The organism is Micromonospora sp. URMC 107, assembly GCF_051386315.1.
Taxonomy (GTDB): Bacteria; Actinomycetota; Actinomycetes; order Mycobacteriales; family Micromonosporaceae; genus Micromonospora.
On record NZ_JBPQTK010000033.1, the window covers coordinates 36513 to 53043 of the forward strand.

The following is a 16531-nucleotide window of genomic DNA, read 5'->3' on the forward strand; positions in this document are numbered from 1 at the left end:
ATGGGGACGCTGAAGACCGAACCCGCCCGCAGTCGGCTCGACCTGCTCGCTCCGCCGGTCGCCGCCGCCGTCGGGCAGTGGCCCGCCGCGGCGCCGGTGGACGTCGAGGACGTGCTGGTGGCGCCGATCGACGCCGAGCTCGCCGACACCGCCGCCTTCTGCGCCGCGTACGAGGTGGGGCTGGACGAGTCGGCCAACTGCGTGGTGGTGGCCGGCAAGCGTGAGGGGGTCGTGCGCTACGCGGCCTGCGTCGTGCTCGCCACCACCCGCGTCGACGTCAACGGGGTGGCCCGCCGTGCGCTCGATGTGCGGAAGGCGAGTTTCGCGCCGATGGCCGACGCGGTGGAGCTGACCGGCATGGAGTACGGCGGCATCACCCCGATCGGTCTGCCGGAGCAGTGGCCGATCCTGGTCGACGCGCGGGTGATCGCCGCCCCGCACGTGATCATCGGGTCGGGCGTACGGCACAGCAAGATCGCGCTGCCCGGCCCGGCGCTCGGCGCGTTGCCCGGCGCACGCGTGGTGGAAGGGCTGGCCAGGCCGGTCTGAACGATCACGCGCGTCGATACCGTTGCACGTGAAACATCACTTCCGTCGATGCCTGTCGTCGTCTCGGCGGGCGTCGGCAGCAGCGCCGTCCGGGGGCTGGCGGCCCTGAGTCGGCCTGGGCCTCGCGGGCCGGTGGCCCTCGATCGGCGTCGGCCTCGCGGGCCGGCGGCTCAGCCGGCCTCGGCCTCGCGGCGGTCCACCTCGGCCAGGGCGGCGAGCAGCGTCTCCGGCTCCTGGGCGCCGGTGACCGCGTACCTGCCGGCCAGCACGAAGGTGGGCACGCTGGTCACTCCGATCTGCCGGGCGGTGGCCAGCTCGTCGGAGAGCTCCGCCACCCGCTCGTCGGAGTCGAGGAAGCGGCGGGCCTCGGCCGCGTCCAGGCCCACCTCGGCGGCGAGCGCGGCGAGCGCGTCGCGGGAGCCCACGTCGACGCCGTCGGTGAAGTGGGCGCGGTATAGCGCGTCGACGATCTCGGCGGCGCGTCCACGGTCGGTGGCCCAGGCGACCAGGCGGTGCGCGTCGAAGGTGTTGGCCGCGACCGCGCGGTCGAAGTCGAGCTTCAGGCCGACCTGGGCCGCCACCTCCGTCACCTGCCCGAACATCTGCCGGACCCGGTCCGGCCCGCCGAACTTCGCGGCCATCGCGTCGACGAGCGGACGCGGCTCCGACACCGGCGACGGATCGAGTTGGAACGGCCGGTAGCGGACGGTCACCTCGCCGTCGTACGACTCCAGGGCCTGCTCCAGCCGACGCTTGCCGATGTAGCACCAGGGGCACACGACGTCGGCGTAGATCTCGATCTCCATGTCGGGTGACAACCCTCCGTCTAGCTGGTCTGTTCCCGGACCTGCCGCTTGAGCCGGGCCAGGATGGCCGTACCGCCGCGCACCCGCAGCGGGCTGATCGCCTGGGCCAGCCCCATCCGCTGGTAGAGGTCGTCGGGCACGGCGAGCACCTCGTCCGCGGTCGCCCCGGCCAGCCCTTCGGCGAGGATGCCGGCGAACGCGCGCGTGGTGGGGGCCTCCGGCGGGCAGTCGAAGAGGGTCTCCACCGTCTTCGCCGGAGTCACCCGGGCGCGCAGGAAGAACGCCGTCTGGCACTCCGGCACCTGCTCCATGCTCTCCCGGTCGGCGGAGCCGGCGGGCAGCGGCGGGACGACGTCGGCGTACTCCAGCAGCATCTCCAGCACCACGTCGCGGGGCGCGGCGGCGAACTCGTCGACGATCTCGGAAAGCCTGGCCGGCATGGATGACATGCCCCGAGGCTACCGTCGTCGGGGACGGACCCCTCCGCTGCCACGGCTGTCAGGAAGGGGTCCTTCCGTGCACCTCAGACGGTCGGCGCCTGCTCGCTGATCTCGCTCAGCGCCGACTGGGGGTCGAGCTGCATCGCGAGGTCGCCCAGGGAGACGATGCCGACCAGCTTGCGCTCGCTGTCGCAGACCAGCACCCGCCGGATGCCCCGCTCCCGCATGAGGGCGGCCGCTTCGGCCGCGGTCGAGTGCTGCTCGATCATCACCACCTCGCGGGTGATGATCGAGCCGATCGTGGTGGTGGCCGGGTCGCTGCGCTCGGCCACCGCCCGGACGACGATGTCCCGGTCGGTGAGCATGCCGGCGAGGGTGGCGCCGTCGGTGACCACCACGTCGCCGATGTCCGCCTCCTTCATCACCCTGGCCGCCTCGTCCAGGGTGGTCTCGGCCGGCAGGTAGATGACCTGCTTCGTCATCACGTCGCTGACCCGGTAACCGGTCATGAGAGCCTCCAGAACGCATTCAGTCGATCGGACTGCGGTACCCCGTGACACGGTCGCTACACCACGTCCGCGCGCTCCCGGTGTACCCGCTCGACGAGCCGGTCAGCCACCCCGTCGACCGGCAGTTCGACGCGCTCGCCGGACGCCCGGTCGCGCAGCTCCACGTACCCCTCGGCGAGGCGGCGGCCGACCACGACGGCGCGCGGGATGCCGATCAGCTCGGCGTCGGTGAACTTCACCCCGGCGGAGACGTGCGTCCGGTCGTCGACGAGCACCCGCAGGCCGGCGGCGGCGAGCCGCCCGCCGAGCTCCAGCGCCGCGTCCAACTGCGGCCCCTTGCCGGCGGCCACCAGGTGTACGTCGCACGGCGCGACCGCCGCCGGCCAGACCAGCCCCCGCTCGTCGTGGTGCTGCTCGGCGATCGCCGCGACCGCGCGGGACACCCCGATCCCGTAGCAGCCCATGGTCGGCCGGACGGGCTTGCCGGCGGGGCCGAGCACGTCGACGGCGAAGGCGTCGGTGTAGCGGCGACCGAGCTGGAAGATGTGCCCGATCTCGATGCCCCGCCGCATGGTCAGTTCGCCCGTGCCGCAGGCCGGGCAGGGGTCGCCGGGACGCACCTCGGCCGCCTCGATCGTGCCGTCCGGCACGAAGTCCCGGCCGCAGACCACCCCCGTCGCGTGCCGGCCCGGCTCGTTCGCGCCGGTCAGCCACGCGCTGCCCGGCACCACCCGGGGATCGACCAGGTAGCGGATGCCGAGCTTCGCCAGGACCTGCGGGCCGATGTAGCCCCGGACCAGCTCGGGGTGGGCGTCCCAGCCGTCGAAGACGTCCACCGTGGCCGGGGCGACCGCCGCGCCGAGTCGCTTCAGGTCGACCTCGCGGTCGCCGGGTAGCCCGACCACCAGCAGGTCGGTCTCCTCCGCGCCGGGACGGCGCAGGGCGAGCACCACGTTCTTCAGGGTGTCGGCGGCGGTCCAGTCGTCCCGCCCGCCGAGGCGCCGGGCGTTGGCCAGCTCGACCAGGCTGGCGATGGTGGGGGTCTCGGGGGTGTCGTGCACCTGCGCCCCCGGCTGGGCGTCCGGGTCGCCGGCCGGTGGGGCGGGCGTGGTCACCGCCTCGGTGTTGGCCGCGTAGTCGCAGGCGGTGCAGCCGACGAAGGTGTCCTCGCCGACGGGCGTCGCCGCCAGGAACTCCTCCGACGCCGAGCCGCCCATCGCCCCGGACGTCGCGTGCACGATCGTGTGCTCCAGCCCGAGCCGGTCGAAGATCCGCCGGTACGCGCCCCGGTGCCGCTCGTACGCCGCCGCGAGGCCCGCGTCGTCGAGGTCGAACGAGTAGGCGTCCTTCATCAGGAACTCGCGCCCGCGCAGCAGGCCGGCGCGGGGCCGCGCCTCGTCGCGGAACTTCGTCTGCACCTGGAAGAGGGTCACCGGGAAGTCCCGGTACGAGCTGAACAGGTCCTTGACCAGCAGCGCGGCCAGTTCCTCGTGGGTGGGCGCGAGCAGGTGCTCCGCGCCGCGCCGGTCGGCGAAGGTGAAGATGTCGTCGCCGTACTCCGTCCACCGGCCGCTGGTCCGGTAGGGCTCGGCCGGCAGGAGCGCCGGGAAGTGCACCTCCTGGTCGCCGATCGCGGTCATCTCCTGCCGGACCACCTCGGTGACCCGGTCCAGCACCAGCTTGCCCAGCGGCAGCCAGGTGTAGCCGCCCGGAGCGGCGCGGCGGATGTAGCCGGCCCGCAGCAGGAGCCGGTGGCTCGGCACCTCCGCGTCCGCCGGGTCCTCGCGCAGGGTCCGGAGCAGCAGGGTCGACATGCGTAGCAGCATTGGCGCAGCGTACGGCGGCCGGCGGTGGGGCGACGATCCATTTCGGGTACGGCGTCAGGCGGGTTCCGGACCCGCTGGTGCCGCCGGGACCGGGCCGAGCAGGCGGCGCGGGCCCTGGCCCGTCTCGCCCAGGTGGTCGTCGGTGTTGCGCAGCAGGCAGCGGTCGATGGACAGGCAGCCGCATCCGATGCAGTCGGTCAGATCGTCGCGCAGGTGCTGGAGCTGGGCGATGCGCTGGTCGAGTTCGGCCTGCCAGGTGGTGGAGAGCCGGGCCCAGTCCTCCCGGGTGGGGGTGCGCCCGTCCGGCAGGCCGGCCAGCGCCTCGGCGACGAGCCGGAGCGGGATGCCGACCCGTTGGGCGACCCGGACGAAGGACACCCGCCGGATCACGTCCCGGGGGTAGCGGCGCTGCCCGCCGCTGGTGCGTCGACTGTGGATCAGACCCTTGGCCTCGTAGAAGTGCAGCGCCGTGACGGCGACGCCGGTGCGGGCCGCGACCTGGCCGACGGTCAGCTCGGTGTGGTGGGGCGGGAGGCTCGCCATGGCGGCATGTTACCGGCTTGACCTCGACCATGGTCGAGGTTGAAGACTCGTGTCATGGAGCCGATACGGATCGGAATCGTCGTGGGGTCGACGCGTCCCGGGCGGCGCGGCAGGTCGGTGGCCGACTGGGTGCACGACGGCGCCCGCGAGCGACACCCCGACGTCGCGTTCGAGATGCTCGACCTCGCCGACTTCCACCTGCCGCTGCTGGACGAGCCGAGCCCGGCGGCGTTCGGCGACTACCGCCACCCGCACACCCGGGCCTGGGCCGCCGCCGTCGACCCGTGTGACGGGTTCGTCTTCGTCACCCCCGAGTACAACCACTCCACCTCGGCCGCCTGCAAGAACGCGATCGACTACCTGTGTGCCGAATGGCACCACAAGGCGGCCGGCTTCGTCGGGTACGGCGTGACCGGAGGCTGGCGGGCCGTCGAGGCGCTGCGCCTGGTGCTGGCGGAGGTCCGGGTCGCCGGAGTGCGTACCGCCGTCGGGCTCTCCCTGCCCGCCGACTTCATCGGGGAACGCCCGACCCCCGCCGCGCACCAGGAACGCAGCCTGGCCGCGATGCTCGACGAACTGCTCACCTGGGCGGTGGCCCTGGCCCCGATCCGCCGGCCGGCGGCACAGGCCCCGCCGGTGGCGGCGGACCCGGCCCGGCCGCCAGCGGCGGACACCGGGCGGTGGGCGGCGGGGCAGGGCCAGTCGCGGCCGGCGGCCCGCTCGTGACCGGCGTCGCCGCGGCGCCCGCCGCCACCGACCCGGTCGCCGGCCGCCGGGCGGCGCTGGCCGTCCTGCTCGCCGGCTCCCTGCTGACCGTGCTCGCGGGTGCGGTGCTGACCCCGGTGGTCGAGCTGATCCGCAACGAACTCCGGCTCACCGGCACCGCCGCCGGGCTCGTCCTCACCGCGCACGGACTCTCCCTCGCCCTCGCCGGCCCGCTGGTCGGGCGGGCCATCGACCGGTGGGGGGTGCGCACCCCCCTGGCCCTCGGACTGATCCTGTACGGCCTCGCCGGCGGCGCGGGCCTGGTCACCGACAGCTATCCCCTGCTGATCGCCACCCGCCTGCTGTTCGGCGTCGGCGCGGCGCTGGTCTTCGCGGGGACCACGCTCGGGCTGCTCGACCTCTACGCGGGGGCGGCCCGCGACCGGGCGATGGGCTGGCGGTCCACCGCGATCAGCCTCGGCGGGGTGCTGTTCCCGCTGCTGGGCGGGGTGCTGGGCGGCCTCTCCTGGCACGCCCCGTTCGGCGTCTACCTGATCGGGGTGCCGCTCGGCTTGGTCACGCTCCGGGTGCTCCCGGGGCGCCGCGCCGCCGTCGGCACCGACGGGCCGCCGGGCCGGCCGGGGTCGCTGTGGGGCCTGCTGCGCGACCATCCCACGCTCGTCGGGATCTACGGCCTCCAGGCGGTGACCAGCCTGCTGCTGTACGGCGTGCTGGTGTTCCTGCCGCTGCGGCTGGCCGAGGTCGGCATCACCGAGACGGCCGTCGTGGCGGTGTTCACGGGCGCCCCGTCGTTGACCATGAGCATCGTCGGCCTGGGCTACGCGCGGACCCGGGCCCGCCTGGGCCAGGTGCGGCTGCTCGCGGTCACCCTCGCCGTCTTCACGGTCGCGCTGGTCACCCTCGGGCTGACCGGTTCGCCGGTGCTGATGCTGGTCGCGCCGGCCGTCTTCGGGATCGGCATGGGACTGGTCGTGCCGGCGCTGACCGTCCTGGTGGCCGAGCACTCCCCGCCCGCCCGGCGTGGCCAGGCAACCGCGCTGCTGGCCAGCGCCACCTTCGCCGGCCTGTTCGTCTCGCCGCTCCTGCTCGGGTCGGTCCAGGCGACCACCTCGACGCGCGGCACGTTCCTGGCCGGGGCGGCGCTGGCCGGTGCCGCCCTGGCGCTGCTCGCGGTGCGCCTGCGCGGCGGGCGGGGGTCGTCGACGCGCTGACCGGTCGACCCGGCCCGCGGAACGGCGCCCCCGCCCACGCCCGAAGCGGCTGCCCCCGTCAGGACCTGTCGCCGGCGGGGTCCGTGCACTGATCCAGCAGACCGGCGAGCCGTCCGGCCACCGCCGGGGCGTGCAGGTGCAGCCGGGCCACGTTGATGCTGTCCTCGCCGACCACGGCGAGCAGCGCCTGCGGGCTGACCGCGTAGACGCTCAGGTAGCCGCCGGCGTTGCGGACCGTGGACTGCTGGAAGTCGCCCTGCCCCAGCCGGAGCCCGACCTGCCGGCCCAGCCCGTACGTGGTGGCGGCGAGCGCCGCCAGGTCGCTCGGGTCGACGTCGGTCTGCAAATTGTGGGTGATGAGCAGGCCGTCCACGCCGCCGAGGACGCAGCCGTGCACGCCGGGGATCTGCAGGCGCAACTCCGCCAGCTCCTGCCCGATCGCCGGGTACGGCAGCGCCATGTTCCCGGCCAGCGACGGCGGCAGCGGGCGCGGCGGCGGCAGGGTGCCCGCGGCGCGTGCGGTACGACGGGGCAGGGGCGTCTCGATGTCGTCGATCCCGCTCACAACTCCAGGTTCTCCTCGATGACGCGCAGCTGGTGACGTGCCATCGCCAGGTTGGCGCGGCTCTTGCTGACCATCAGGTAGAGGAAGAGCCCTTTGCCGGTGCGGCTGGTCACCGGTCGGATCAGGTGGTACTGGGTGCCGAGCGTGATGAGGATGTCCTCGATCTCGTCGTTCAGGTTGAGCATCTCGATGGTGCGCAGCTTGGCGCGGACGACATCCGTGTTGCCGGCGGCGGCGACGGTCAGGTCGATCTCGCCGGTGCCTCCGGCCACGCCCAGCGTCATCCCGCTGTGGTAGTCGACGAGCGCGGCGCCGATCGCGCCGTCGATGCTCATCGCGGTCTTCAGTGCCACATCAAGGTTCGGCACAGTGTTTCTCCCAGGACGTACGGGCGGCGTCGCCGTCTGCGGTGCAGAGGGTAATCCGGCGGTGACAAGGGGTTTGACCTCGTGAAACAGGCTTGGACGAGGCTCGCACATCGGGGGCCGCGGCGCATCCGGTGGCGTCGCCATCCGGCTGACCGGACCGGGACGGCCGGCCGGCAGTCTCGCAAATGGAACGCTCCGACGGATGGCCGACGGCGCCTCCGTGTTGTTCCGGTCGAGCGGGGCGAGGAGGACCGTCCCGCCGCGATCCCCGCCGGGCACGATGAAATCCACCACGTTTGCCCGTCGGCCGCCCCCGCCGCCGTGCCCGCGGGTGGAAGACTGTCCCGCGTCGGGAAGGGACCCTTCCTTTTACCGGAAGCGACAGCGAGGCGCCCTTCCCTACCGCACGGCGGAGGGATGATCAGGTGCGCTGGCGCAGTTTCGTGGCGGTGGGGGACAGCTTCACCGAGGGCATGGACGACGCGTATCCGGACGGCAGCTACCGGGGCTGGGCGGACCTGGTGGCCACCCGGCTGGCCGCCGAGGCCGGCCCCGACTTCCGGTACGCGAACCTGGCCATCCGGGGCCGACTGTTCCCCGGCGTGGTGGCCGAGCAGGTGCCCGCCGCGCTCGCCATGAAGCCCGACCTGATCAGCTTCGCGGCGGGCGGCAACGACGTGCTCCGCCGCACCTTCGACCCGGACGCCCTGGTCACCCGCTTCGACGACGTGGTGCGGAGGCTGCGCTCCGGCGGCGCCGACGTGGTCCTCTTCCGGTTCGCCGACGTGATGGCCCGGCTGCCCGGCCAGCGGCTCGTCGCACCCCGGGTGCAGCTGCTCAACCGGGCCGTCGGCGAGACGGCCGAGCGGCACGGCGCGATCCTGGTCGACCTGTACGCCGACGACGCGTACCTCAACCCGATGCTCTGGAGCACCGACCGGCTGCACCTCTCGGCCGCCGGGCACCGGCGGGTCGCCGCGCAGGTGCTCAACGCGCTGGGCGTCGGCTGCGACGAGGAGTGGCTGATGGTGCCGCCGCACCCGGCGCCGACGCCCTGGCTGGCCGCCCGCGCCGCCGATCTGCGCTGGGCCGGGCGGCACCTGGCGCCGTGGATCAAGCGCCGGCTCACCGGCCGCTCCTCCGGCGACACGGTCACCGCCAAGCGCCCGTTGCTCGGCCCGATCGTCGACTGAGACGTGCTCACCCTGCACACCGCGACGCTGCTGCGGACCGCGCCCGACGCCCCGCCCACCGCCGGGGCCGCCGTCGCGGTCCGCGCCGACCGGATCGTCGCGGTGGGTCCACTGGCCGAGCTGGCCGAGGCGTACGCCGGGGCCCGGGTCCGCCGCTGGCAGGGCACGCTCGGGCCGGGACTGCTGCACGACGGGCCGCTGCCGGCCGCCGACACTCCCCGCGAGCGGGTGCACGCGCTGCTGCGCCTCGGGGTGACCGCCGTGCTGGCCGGTCACCTGGCCGATCCGGCGCTGCGGGCCGCCGTGGAGCGGAGCGACCTGCTGGTGCTGGCCGCCGCCGCACCGCCGGCGCTGGCACCCGGCGGTCGGGCCGACCTGGCGGTCCTCGGCGCCGACGGCGCCTGCCTCGTGACCGTGGTGGCCGGCCGGATCGCCCACCGCCGCGCCTGAAGCTCCGGCCCGCGCCGTCGGCGGACCTACCGGCGTCCGGTGGGCCCGTCGACGGTGCGCCGTCAGGAGATCCGGGTCCACGTGCGCGTGGCCCCGGACCCGACGCCGACGATACGGGCGGAGGCCGTGGTCACGACGACCGTGCCGTCGCGCAGCACCTCGACGGACGCGCTCTCGTCGGTGCCGATCCGCAGCGCGGCGGTCACCGCGGGCGCGTCGACGTAGCGTCCGTCGGCCCAGAAGCCGGCGCTGCCGTACGCCCCGACGACGGCGAGGACCCCGCCGTTCGCTGCGGCGACGTCGGAGGTGCCGTCGGGCAGGCCCGGTCGTTGCTCCCACCGACCCCCGACCAGCCGCCACACCTCCGTCGCCGCCGTCACGCTGAACTCGCTCTCGCTGACGGTCACCAACCAGGCGTCGGCACCGTCGGGAGAGACGAGGAGCCGTCCGGCCCTCGCCCCCGTACCGGTTGGCAGCTTCCGCCAGGTCGCCGCCTGGTCATCGCTGACCAGGACGGTGAGCCGGTTCCCGTCGCGTACGGTCAGCCAGAGCCGCCCGTCGCCGCTCTCGACGACCCGGTGGTCGGTCTCGCCGGTCAGGGGCACCGGGGGTTGGGGCCGGACGGGACCGGAGCCGATCCGCACCAGCTCCCCCCGGGGACACTCCATGCCCCTCGCGCCCTGTCGGCCTCTTTCGGGGCAGTGCACGAAGAACCCGCTGCGGGTGGCGCTGCTCGCCTGCGTGACCGACGGCGGTGAGTCGAACGGGTGGCGGGACCAGGCCGCGCCGCCGTCGGTGGTCACGAGGTACCCGTCGCCGACCCTCACCGTGAGCCTCCGCTCGTCGACCGGCAACAGGTGCGCCGACCCCTTCGCGTCGGGGAGCGGGTTCGTCGGTCGCCAGGTCACCCCACCGTCTGCGGTCCGCCCGACGAGCCGGCGGCAGCCGGTCGCGACTGGATCGGGCGTGCCACAGGTGTCGAAGAGCACCCAGCCGTTCCGGGCGTCGACGAATCGCAGTTCGGTCAGCCGGCCGGGCGCGCCGGGCAGGAAGACCTTCCGTTCGGGGAGCTTGCCGGTGGGTGTCGGCGACACCGCGGGGGCGGGAGTCGGGATCGGCGGGCCGGGGTCGGCACCCCGGCCGGCGGCGAACGCCCCGGCCGGCCCGGCCAGGAGGAGCGCGCCCACGCCCGCCAGCAGCCGCCCGCGACGTCGCCGCCGGTCGCGGACCCGGCGCTCGACCGCCGGCACGCCCGGCGGCCGGAAGCTGGTCACCGCGTCGGCCTCGAACTCGGCGAACATCTCGTCCAGGGCGTTCTCACGCACCGTGAGCCTCCTGCCGCTCGGTGAAGTAGGTGGCCAGTGCCGCCCGCCCCCGGGACAGCCAGGAGCGGACGGTGCCCTCGGGGGCGCCCATCTGGTCGGCGATCTCCGCGATGCTCAGGTGCGCCAGGTGGTGCAGCACGACGGCCCGTCGCTGACTCGTGGGCAGACAGGCCAGGGCCCGGCTCAGCGCCACCCGGTCCGGTTCCGGACCGGGCACGTGCTCCTCCCGCTGGCGGGCCAGGTGCCGGACGACGGTGCGGACCCGGCGCAGCCGGCTGGTGGCCAGGTTCCAGGCGACCCGGCGGACCCACGCGGAGGGGTCGTCGTACGTACTGATCCGTTTCCAGCGCTCCAGTAGCCGGCAGAACGCCTCCTGGGTCAGGTCCTGCGCCTCGGCGTGGTCCCCCAGATACGCGTAGAGCTGCACCGCCAGGCGCTGGAAGTGCGCCTGGTAGAAGTCGGTGAAGTCCACTGGTGACGCGGCGGCGCGGGGCGGCCCGGTCCGGTGCCGTACGGTCATGGTGATCCTCGATGGTCGGCGGGTCTCGCCACTGTCACGCGCGGCGTGGCGGACTCGCTGCACCGATTTCCGATTTCCGATGGTCGTCCGCGATGCGGCGTACCTTGGGGATCATGTCTGTGCCGAGCGATCCCGATCCCCGACTCCAGTCGTACGCGGACCCGCAGCGGTTGGTCACCACCGAGTGGCTGGCCGAGCACCTGGGCGACGAGGGCCTCGTCGTGGTCGAGTGCGACGAGGACGTGCTGCTCTACGACACCGGCCACATCCCGGGCGCGGTGAAGGTGGACTGGCACACCGAGCTGAACGACCAGGTGACCCGCGACTACCTGGATGCCAAGCGCTTCGCGGAGCTGTGCGCCGCCAAGGGCATCGGCCGGGGCGACACGGTCGTCTTCTACGGCGACAACTTCAACTGGTGGGCCGCGTACGCCCTCTGGGTGTTCAGTCTCTTCGGCCACCCTGACGTGCGGCTGCTCGACGGCGGCCGGCAGAAGTGGGTCGCCGAGGGGCGCGAACTGACCCGGGACAAGCCGGCCCGGCCGCACGCCGACTACCCGGTGCCGCAGCGCAACGACGCGCCGGTCCGGGCGTACCGCGAGCAGGTGATGGCGCACGTGGCGGCGGGCCGCCCGCTGGTCGACGTCCGGTCGCCGGGCGAGTACACCGGCGAGATGCTGCACATGCCGGACTACCCGCAGGAGGGCGCGCTGCGCGGCGGGCACATCCCGGGCGCGGTCAGCAAGCCGTGGAAGTCGGCCGCCAACGACGACGGCACGTTCAAGTCGGCGGACGAGCTGCGCGCGATCTACGCCGACCAGCTCGGGCTGAGCCCGGACGACGACATCGTCGCCTACTGCCGGATCGGCGAGCGGTCGAGCCACACCTGGTTCGTGCTGCGACACCTGCTGGGCTACCCCCAGGTGCGCAACTACGACGGCTCGTGGACCGAGTGGGGCAACCTGGTCCGGGCCCCCGTCGTGAAGGGCGACCAGCCCGGCGGCCTGGCAAGCTGACGCGTCGGCCGGTCCCCGCGCGCCCGCTGCGGCCGCGCGGGGACCGGCCCTTGCGGCGGTACGACGGCAGGGCGGGCGTCGACTTCCTGTCCCGGCGCTTCCCGACCGCCCGCTCAACCGGCGACCCGCTCAACCGGCGGCCAGCGACACCGCCCCGAACAGGTTCCGCGTCACGCCCGTGACCTCGCCGGTCTCCGGCCGCCAGCGCAGCAGCCCGCCCGGGTTGTGGCGCAGCAGCACCGCGCCGTCGGAGTCCCAGCCGAGCACCTCGCAGCAGCCCTTCCAACGATCCCGGCCCAGGTCGAGCAGGTGGGTCACCACGCCGGTCCGGGCGTCCAGCAGCGCGACGCCCTCCAGCCCGCCCATGGTGTCGGTGGTGATCCAGCCGGCCCGGGCCACCCGGTCGCCGCGCTGCCAGCCCCGCCCGTAGAACTCGTCGACCCGGTGACCGCGCGGCAGCGCGCGGAAGTCGACCGCGCCGCTGCCCCGGTGCGTCCCGTCGCCGCTCCACCGGACCTGCGTCAGGCTCGGCGGCGTGCCGCCGAGTTCGAGCAGGACGTCCGGCGGGGCGGTCGGGTCGGGCGCGACCACGTCCCAGGGAGACACGGGCAGCTTTCGGGCGGCACCCGTAGCCCGGTCCAGCTCGTACGTGGTGTCGTCGTCGCCGACGAGCAGCCGGTCGCCGGACCAGAGGACGTGCTCCAGGTAGCCCTTGAGCGGATGGCGGCGTACGGCGGCGGTGGTCAGGTCGACCACGATCACCTCGTCGGTCTGGGCGAAGGCGGCCGTCCGCCCGTCCGGGGAGATGCTCCCGTTCTTCAGCGGCACCGCCTCGTTGCCCCCGGCGTCGCGGGTCGGGGCGGGGGTGACCACGTCGAGGTCCCGTACGACGCCGTCGTCGCCGAGCACCCGGATCCGGCCCGCGACGCCGGTCGCCGGGTCGACCGGCTGGTGCAGCGCCAGCGCCTTGCGGACCGGGCGGGCCGAGAGCGTCGCGCCGACCGGGTCGCCGAGGCGGCCCAGCGGGTGCCCGGGATAGGCCAGCTCGACCGGGGGCGTCTGCACGGGCACGGGGTGCGGGGTCGCGCTCTCCTGCGGTGTCGCCGTGGCGGCCGGGGGCGGCGGCGCGGCGGGGCGTAGGGCGAGTGCCGTACCGCCGGTGAGCAGGGCGACCGCGAGCGCGGTGGCGCCGGCGGCGCGGCGGGCGCGACGCACCCGGCGGGCCCTTTCCCAGCCGTTCGTCGCCGGGTGCGCCGGCCGGACGTCCTCGGCGGCGACGGTGAACAGCCGGTGCAGTTCCTCTTCCCTCACGGGTTCACCTCCATCCCGGTGACCACGCCGCCGCCGGACCGCCCCTCGTCGCGGCCGAGTTCCGGCGCGACCTCGCGGAGCCGGCGCAGCGCCGCGTGGCACTGGCTCTTGACGGTGCCGACGGTGACGCCGAGCGCCTCGGCGGTGGCGGCCTCGGTGAGGTCCTCGAAGTAGCGCAGCACCAGCACGGCCCGCTGCCGGGGCGGCAGGTGACCGAGCGCGTCGCGCAGCGCGAGCCGCAGTGCCCCGTCGCCCTCGGTCGTCGCCCGTTCCGGCGGGTACGCGCTCAGCCACTCCCGGCGGCGTCGGCGCCACCAGGAGACGGCGTCGCGGTAGAGGATGGCCCGCACGTACGCGGCCGGGTCGCCGTGGCGCACGACGGGCCAGCGCAGGGCGAGCTTGAGCAGGGCCTCCTGGAGCAGGTCCTCGGCCTGGTGCCGGTTGCCGCAGACCAGGTAGGCCGCGCGCAGCAGCCGGTGCTGGTGGCACTCGACGAAGGCGACGTAACCGTCCCGCCCGTCGTCGGTCGTCGGCGGTCCCATCCGCCCTCCCTCCGGCCGGCCGTCGCGCGTTCGCGTCACCACATAGACGCACCGGGGCCCGGAAAGGTTGGGCGGGCTGCCCCGGCTGCTCGCCGCGCCGGTGCCGGGCAGTGGTGGTGCCGGGTGCGGTGGCGGCCGGCGTGGGCGCGGTCAGGCGTCGGGCGCGCCGCGCAGGTAGCGCTGGACGGTCGGCGCGACCCAGGCGACCAGTTCGGCCGGGTCGACGTCGACCATCGGGGGCAGCCGCAGCACGTACCGGGTCAGCGCCACGCCGAGCATCTGGCTGGCGACCAGCCCGGCCCGCCGGGGGGCCTCGACGGGGCCGGGCACGACCCGGGTCACCGCCGCGGTGAGCTGGTCGGCGAAGATGCCGCGCATCCGTTCGGCCGCCGCCGGGTTGGTGGCGGCGGTACGCAGTAGCGCGGCCATCGTCCCGTCGGTCTCCCACCGGTCGACGAAGTGCCGGACCAGCAGCTCCCCGAGCCGCTCGGGCGGCACGTCGGCCAGCTCGGGCAGCCGCAGGTCGAACTCGGCCGCCGCCGCGAAGAGCCCCTCCTTGCTGCCGTAGTAGCGCATCACCATCGACGGGTCGATCCGGGCGTCCGCCGCGATGGCCCGGATGGTCGCCCGGTCGTAGCCGTCGGCGGCGAAGCGTTCCCGGGCGGCCCGGAGGATCGCCGCCCGGGTGACGTCGGAGCGGCGGGCACGGGTCGGGGCGGCGTCGGTCATGCCCACGACCGTATGCCAACGCCTGTTGACACTCCATCACCGGCTGGCCTAACGTTGTTGCCAACAAGTGTTGGCAAACGGTTGTTGGCACAGGTGGGGACGGAGGTCGGCGATGCTGCCCACGAGCACGGACGTCCTGGTGGTGGGGGCCGGCCCGACCGGGCTGACCGCCGCGCTGACCCTGGCCCGGCGCGGCGTCGGCGTGACCGTGGTCGACCGGCTGGACCGGCCGCCGCAGACCTCCCGGGCGGCGGTCGTGCACGCGTACACCCTGGAGACGCTGGACCGGATCGGCGCCGGCGCCCCGCTGGTGGCGCGCGGGCTGCGGTCGCCGGGGTTCACGGTCCGCGACCGCGACCGGGTGCTGCTCGCCGTGCCGTTCCACGCGTTGCCGTCCCGGCACGCCTACGCGCTGCTGGTGTCCCAGGCGGTCACCGAGGAGGTGCTCGCCGGGCAGCTCGCCGCGCTCGGCGTCCCGGTGCTGCGGCCCTACGCGATGACCGGACTGACCTCGGACGCGGCCGGCGTGGTCGCGACCTTCGCGGGCGGCGCGACGGTCCGGGCCCGCTACCTGGTCGGCGCCGACGGGATGCACAGCACGGTGCGGGAGCGGGCCGGGATCGGCTTCGCCGGCCCGGCCGACGGCGGGGAGTCGTTCGCCCTCGCCGACGTCCGCGTGCAGAGCGCGCTGCCCCGCGACCGGGTGTCCCTCTTCCTGGCCCGCTCCGGCCCGTTGGTCTGGGCGCCGCTGCCCGACGGGGTGGTCCGGCTGGTCGCCGCGGTGGCGGAGGCCCCCGCCGTCCCCGACCGGGCCTACCTCCAGGCGCTGCTCGACGAGCGCGGGCCGGCCCGCCGCCCCGACCGGGTGACGGAGGTGCTCTGGGGCTCCCGGTTCCGGATCCACCACCGGATCGCCGACACCTTCCGCAGCCGCCGGGTGCTGCTCGCCGGCGACGCCGGGCACGTGCACAGCCCCGCCGGCGGCCAGGGGATGAACCTGGGCATCGTGGACGCGGTCGACCTCGGTGACACGCTCGCCGACGTGCTGGGCGGCGCGCCCGACACCCTGCTCGACGGGTACGCGGCCCGGCGCCGGCCGATGGCCGAGGAGGTGGTGGCCTTCGCCGCCCGGCTGACCCGGCTCGCCACCCTGCCCCCGGCCGCCCGGCCGGCCCGGAACCTGCTGTTCCGCCTGCTCGACGCCGCGCCACCGGCCCGGCAGCGGATCGCGATGCGCCTCTCCGGGCTCGACCGGCGCGCCGGGTCGCGCGGCTAGGCTGCCCCGGTGGGCCCGGCGGGCGGTGCCGGCGCGACCGGTCCCAGCGTCCGCCACGCCGCGAGGGTGACCAGCACGAAGACCCCGGCCACGGCTGCCGCCACCGGCCCCACCCCGTACGCCGCGCCGGCCACGCCCGCGAGGGTCGCCCCGACTGGCGCGGAGAGCAGGCCGACCATCCGCTGGGCGGCACCCACCCGGCCGAGCAGGGCGGCCGGCACGTGCCGCTGCCCGTACGAGGCCCAGAGTCCGTTCCACACCGTCGTGCCGGCCGCGAAGACGGCCAGCGCCAGCCCGCCGGGCACCGGGTGTCGGGCGAGCGCGAGCCCGGTCAGCGCGACGGCCTGGCCGGCGAGTACGGCGCGGAGCGCGGGCACAGTGCCGAGCCGGGCGGCCAACCGACCCGCGCCGAGTCCACCGGCGAGCCCGCCGAGGACCGCCCCCGCGGCGAACAGGCCGTACCCGGCCGGCGGCACCCGCAGGACGTCGAGCGCGTAGAGCACCAGCACCGCCAGCAGTCCGCTGATCGCCACGTTGCTCCCGGCGGTCGCCACGGTCAGCCGCCACAGCATCGCGTCCCCGCGTAGCCACCGCACCCCCTCGACGCCCTCCCGCCACACCGACCG

The 16531-nt window shown here is 75.0% G+C and carries 19 protein-coding genes and 1 pseudogene; 7 read left to right on the top strand and 13 right to left on the bottom strand.

The annotated features are described in order from the left end of the window. Entirely contained in the window at positions 1 to 549 is a 549-nt protein-coding gene (locus ACSNN9_RS10715; protein WP_436672897.1) for a YbaK/EbsC family protein, read from the top strand. A gap of 170 nt (positions 550 to 719) precedes the next feature. On the opposite strand, the gene ACSNN9_RS10720 is transcribed toward ACSNN9_RS10715, so the two are convergent. The 5 genes from ACSNN9_RS10720 to soxR form a co-directional block, all read right to left on the bottom strand. Further along, on the bottom strand, positions 720 to 1355 hold the full coding sequence (locus ACSNN9_RS10720) for a DsbA family oxidoreductase (RefSeq protein ID WP_436672877.1): 636 nt from the start codon (positions 1353 to 1355) through the stop codon (positions 720 to 722). A 20-nt stretch (positions 1356 to 1375) separates the two neighbouring features. Next, positions 1376 to 1804, bottom strand: a complete 429-nt coding sequence (locus ACSNN9_RS10725) for a SufE family protein (RefSeq protein WP_436672878.1) — start codon at positions 1802 to 1804, stop codon at positions 1376 to 1378. A gap of 74 nt (positions 1805 to 1878) precedes the next feature. Continuing rightward, entirely contained in the window at positions 1879 to 2304 is a 426-nt protein-coding gene (locus tag ACSNN9_RS10730) for a CBS domain-containing protein (RefSeq protein ID WP_436672879.1), read from the bottom strand. Positions 2305 to 2360: 56 nt separating this feature from the next. Further along, positions 2361 to 4130 carry a proline--tRNA ligase gene (locus tag ACSNN9_RS10735; protein ID WP_436672880.1) on the bottom strand — a complete coding sequence of 590 codons (1770 nt, stop codon included), beginning with the start codon at positions 4128 to 4130 and terminating at the stop codon, positions 2361 to 2363. A 54-nt stretch (positions 4131 to 4184) separates the two neighbouring features. Beyond that, positions 4185 to 4673: a redox-sensitive transcriptional activator SoxR gene (gene soxR / locus ACSNN9_RS10740; RefSeq protein WP_436672881.1), complete on the bottom strand. Its 489-nt coding sequence runs from the start codon at positions 4671 to 4673 to the stop codon at positions 4185 to 4187. 54 nt (positions 4674 to 4727) lie between these two features. On the opposite strand from soxR, the pseudogene ACSNN9_RS10745 reads away from it, so the two are divergent. After that, positions 4728 to 5288, top strand: a pseudogene (locus tag ACSNN9_RS10745) (NADPH-dependent FMN reductase); the annotation flags it as partial. A gap of 107 nt (positions 5289 to 5395) precedes the next feature. Beyond that, positions 5396 to 6610: an MFS transporter gene (locus ACSNN9_RS10750; protein ID WP_436672882.1), complete on the top strand. Its 1215-nt coding sequence runs from the start codon at positions 5396 to 5398 to the stop codon at positions 6608 to 6610. Positions 6611 to 6668: 58 nt separating this feature from the next. On the opposite strand, the gene ACSNN9_RS10755 is transcribed toward ACSNN9_RS10750, so the two are convergent. Further along, positions 6669 to 7175 carry a roadblock/LC7 domain-containing protein gene (locus tag ACSNN9_RS10755; RefSeq protein ID WP_436672883.1) on the bottom strand — a complete coding sequence of 169 codons (507 nt, stop codon included), beginning with the start codon at positions 7173 to 7175 and terminating at the stop codon, positions 6669 to 6671. Then, positions 7172 to 7543, bottom strand: coding sequence for a hypothetical protein (locus tag ACSNN9_RS10760; RefSeq protein ID WP_358082527.1), 372 nt, complete (start codon positions 7541 to 7543; stop codon positions 7172 to 7174). The genes ACSNN9_RS10755 and ACSNN9_RS10760 overlap by 4 nt, the downstream gene beginning before the upstream one ends. A gap of 425 nt (positions 7544 to 7968) precedes the next feature. Here ACSNN9_RS10760 and ACSNN9_RS10765 point away from each other — a divergent pair, with 425 nt between their 5' ends. Next, on the top strand, positions 7969 to 8736 hold the full coding sequence (locus ACSNN9_RS10765; RefSeq protein WP_436672884.1) for an SGNH/GDSL hydrolase family protein: 768 nt from the start codon (positions 7969 to 7971) through the stop codon (positions 8734 to 8736). Between the two features lie 3 nt (positions 8737 to 8739). After that, a complete protein-coding gene (locus ACSNN9_RS10770) occupies positions 8740 to 9186 on the top strand; it encodes an imidazolonepropionase-like domain-containing protein (protein ID WP_436672885.1) in 447 nt (148 codons plus the stop codon). A gap of 62 nt (positions 9187 to 9248) precedes the next feature. On the opposite strand, the gene ACSNN9_RS10775 is transcribed toward ACSNN9_RS10770, so the two are convergent. Beyond that, the gene (locus ACSNN9_RS10775) at positions 9249 to 10511 is read right to left on the bottom strand and encodes a hypothetical protein (protein WP_436672886.1); all 1263 of its coding nucleotides are present in this window, start codon (positions 10509 to 10511) and stop codon (positions 9249 to 9251) included. After that, on the bottom strand, positions 10504 to 11031 hold the full coding sequence (locus ACSNN9_RS10780) for a SigE family RNA polymerase sigma factor (protein ID WP_436672887.1): 528 nt from the start codon (positions 11029 to 11031) through the stop codon (positions 10504 to 10506). The genes ACSNN9_RS10775 and ACSNN9_RS10780 overlap by 8 nt, the downstream gene beginning before the upstream one ends. A gap of 113 nt (positions 11032 to 11144) precedes the next feature. Between ACSNN9_RS10780 and ACSNN9_RS10785 the strand changes: the two genes are divergently transcribed. Beyond that, positions 11145 to 12047 (top strand): sulfurtransferase, encoded by a 903-nt coding sequence (locus ACSNN9_RS10785; RefSeq protein WP_436672889.1) that lies wholly within the window; start codon positions 11145 to 11147, stop codon positions 12045 to 12047. Positions 12048 to 12176: 129 nt separating this feature from the next. On the opposite strand, the gene ACSNN9_RS10790 is transcribed toward ACSNN9_RS10785, so the two are convergent. From ACSNN9_RS10790 to ACSNN9_RS10800, 3 genes are all read right to left on the bottom strand, one after another. After that, positions 12177 to 13358 carry a hypothetical protein gene (locus ACSNN9_RS10790; protein ID WP_436672890.1) on the bottom strand — a complete coding sequence of 394 codons (1182 nt, stop codon included), beginning with the start codon at positions 13356 to 13358 and terminating at the stop codon, positions 12177 to 12179. Continuing rightward, positions 13355 to 13900: a SigE family RNA polymerase sigma factor gene (locus ACSNN9_RS10795; RefSeq protein ID WP_436672892.1), complete on the bottom strand. Its 546-nt coding sequence runs from the start codon at positions 13898 to 13900 to the stop codon at positions 13355 to 13357. Before ACSNN9_RS10795 ends, ACSNN9_RS10790 begins: the two co-directional genes overlap by 4 nt. Positions 13901 to 14050: 150 nt before the next feature. After that, positions 14051 to 14629: a TetR family transcriptional regulator gene (locus ACSNN9_RS10800; RefSeq protein ID WP_436672893.1), complete on the bottom strand. Its 579-nt coding sequence runs from the start codon at positions 14627 to 14629 to the stop codon at positions 14051 to 14053. Positions 14630 to 14741: 112 nt separating this feature from the next. Between ACSNN9_RS10800 and ACSNN9_RS10805 the strand changes: the two genes are divergently transcribed. Then, a complete protein-coding gene (locus tag ACSNN9_RS10805; protein ID WP_436672894.1) occupies positions 14742 to 15905 on the top strand; it encodes an FAD-dependent oxidoreductase in 1164 nt (387 codons plus the stop codon). On the opposite strand, the gene ACSNN9_RS10810 is transcribed toward ACSNN9_RS10805, so the two are convergent. After that, positions 15902 to 16531, bottom strand: a 630-nt coding sequence (locus ACSNN9_RS10810) for an MFS transporter (RefSeq protein ID WP_436672895.1), incomplete at its 5' end; no start/stop codon positions are given. The genes ACSNN9_RS10805 and ACSNN9_RS10810 overlap by 4 nt on opposite strands.

Bases quoted from the DNA above. Each gene is read 5' to 3' on its own strand.
- ACSNN9_RS10735 (WP_436672880.1), bottom strand. From the start codon at position 4,130: ATGCTGCTACGCATGTCGACCCTGCTGCTCCGGACCCTGCGCGAGGAC.
- ACSNN9_RS10785 (WP_436672889.1), top strand. From the start codon at position 11,145: ATGTCTGTGCCGAGCGATCCCGATCCCCGACTCCAGTCGTACGCGGAC.
- ACSNN9_RS10715 (WP_436672897.1), top strand. From the start codon at position 1: ATGGGGACGCTGAAGACCGAACCCGCCCGCAGTCGGCTCGACCTGCTC.
- ACSNN9_RS10725 (WP_436672878.1), bottom strand. From the start codon at position 1,804: ATGTCATCCATGCCGGCCAGGCTTTCCGAGATCGTCGACGAGTTCGCC.
- ACSNN9_RS10730 (WP_436672879.1), bottom strand. From the start codon at position 2,304: ATGACCGGTTACCGGGTCAGCGACGTGATGACGAAGCAGGTCATCTAC.
- ACSNN9_RS10805 (WP_436672894.1), top strand. From the start codon at position 14,742: ATGCTGCCCACGAGCACGGACGTCCTGGTGGTGGGGGCCGGCCCGACC.
- ACSNN9_RS10795 (WP_436672892.1), bottom strand. From the start codon at position 13,900: ATGGGACCGCCGACGACCGACGACGGGCGGGACGGTTACGTCGCCTTC.
- soxR (WP_436672881.1), bottom strand. From the start codon at position 4,673: ATGGCGAGCCTCCCGCCCCACCACACCGAGCTGACCGTCGGCCAGGTC.
- ACSNN9_RS10720 (WP_436672877.1), bottom strand. From the start codon at position 1,355: ATGGAGATCGAGATCTACGCCGACGTCGTGTGCCCCTGGTGCTACATC.
- ACSNN9_RS10800 (WP_436672893.1), bottom strand. From the start codon at position 14,629: ATGACCGACGCCGCCCCGACCCGTGCCCGCCGCTCCGACGTCACCCGG.
- ACSNN9_RS10780 (WP_436672887.1), bottom strand. From the start codon at position 11,031: ATGACCGTACGGCACCGGACCGGGCCGCCCCGCGCCGCCGCGTCACCA.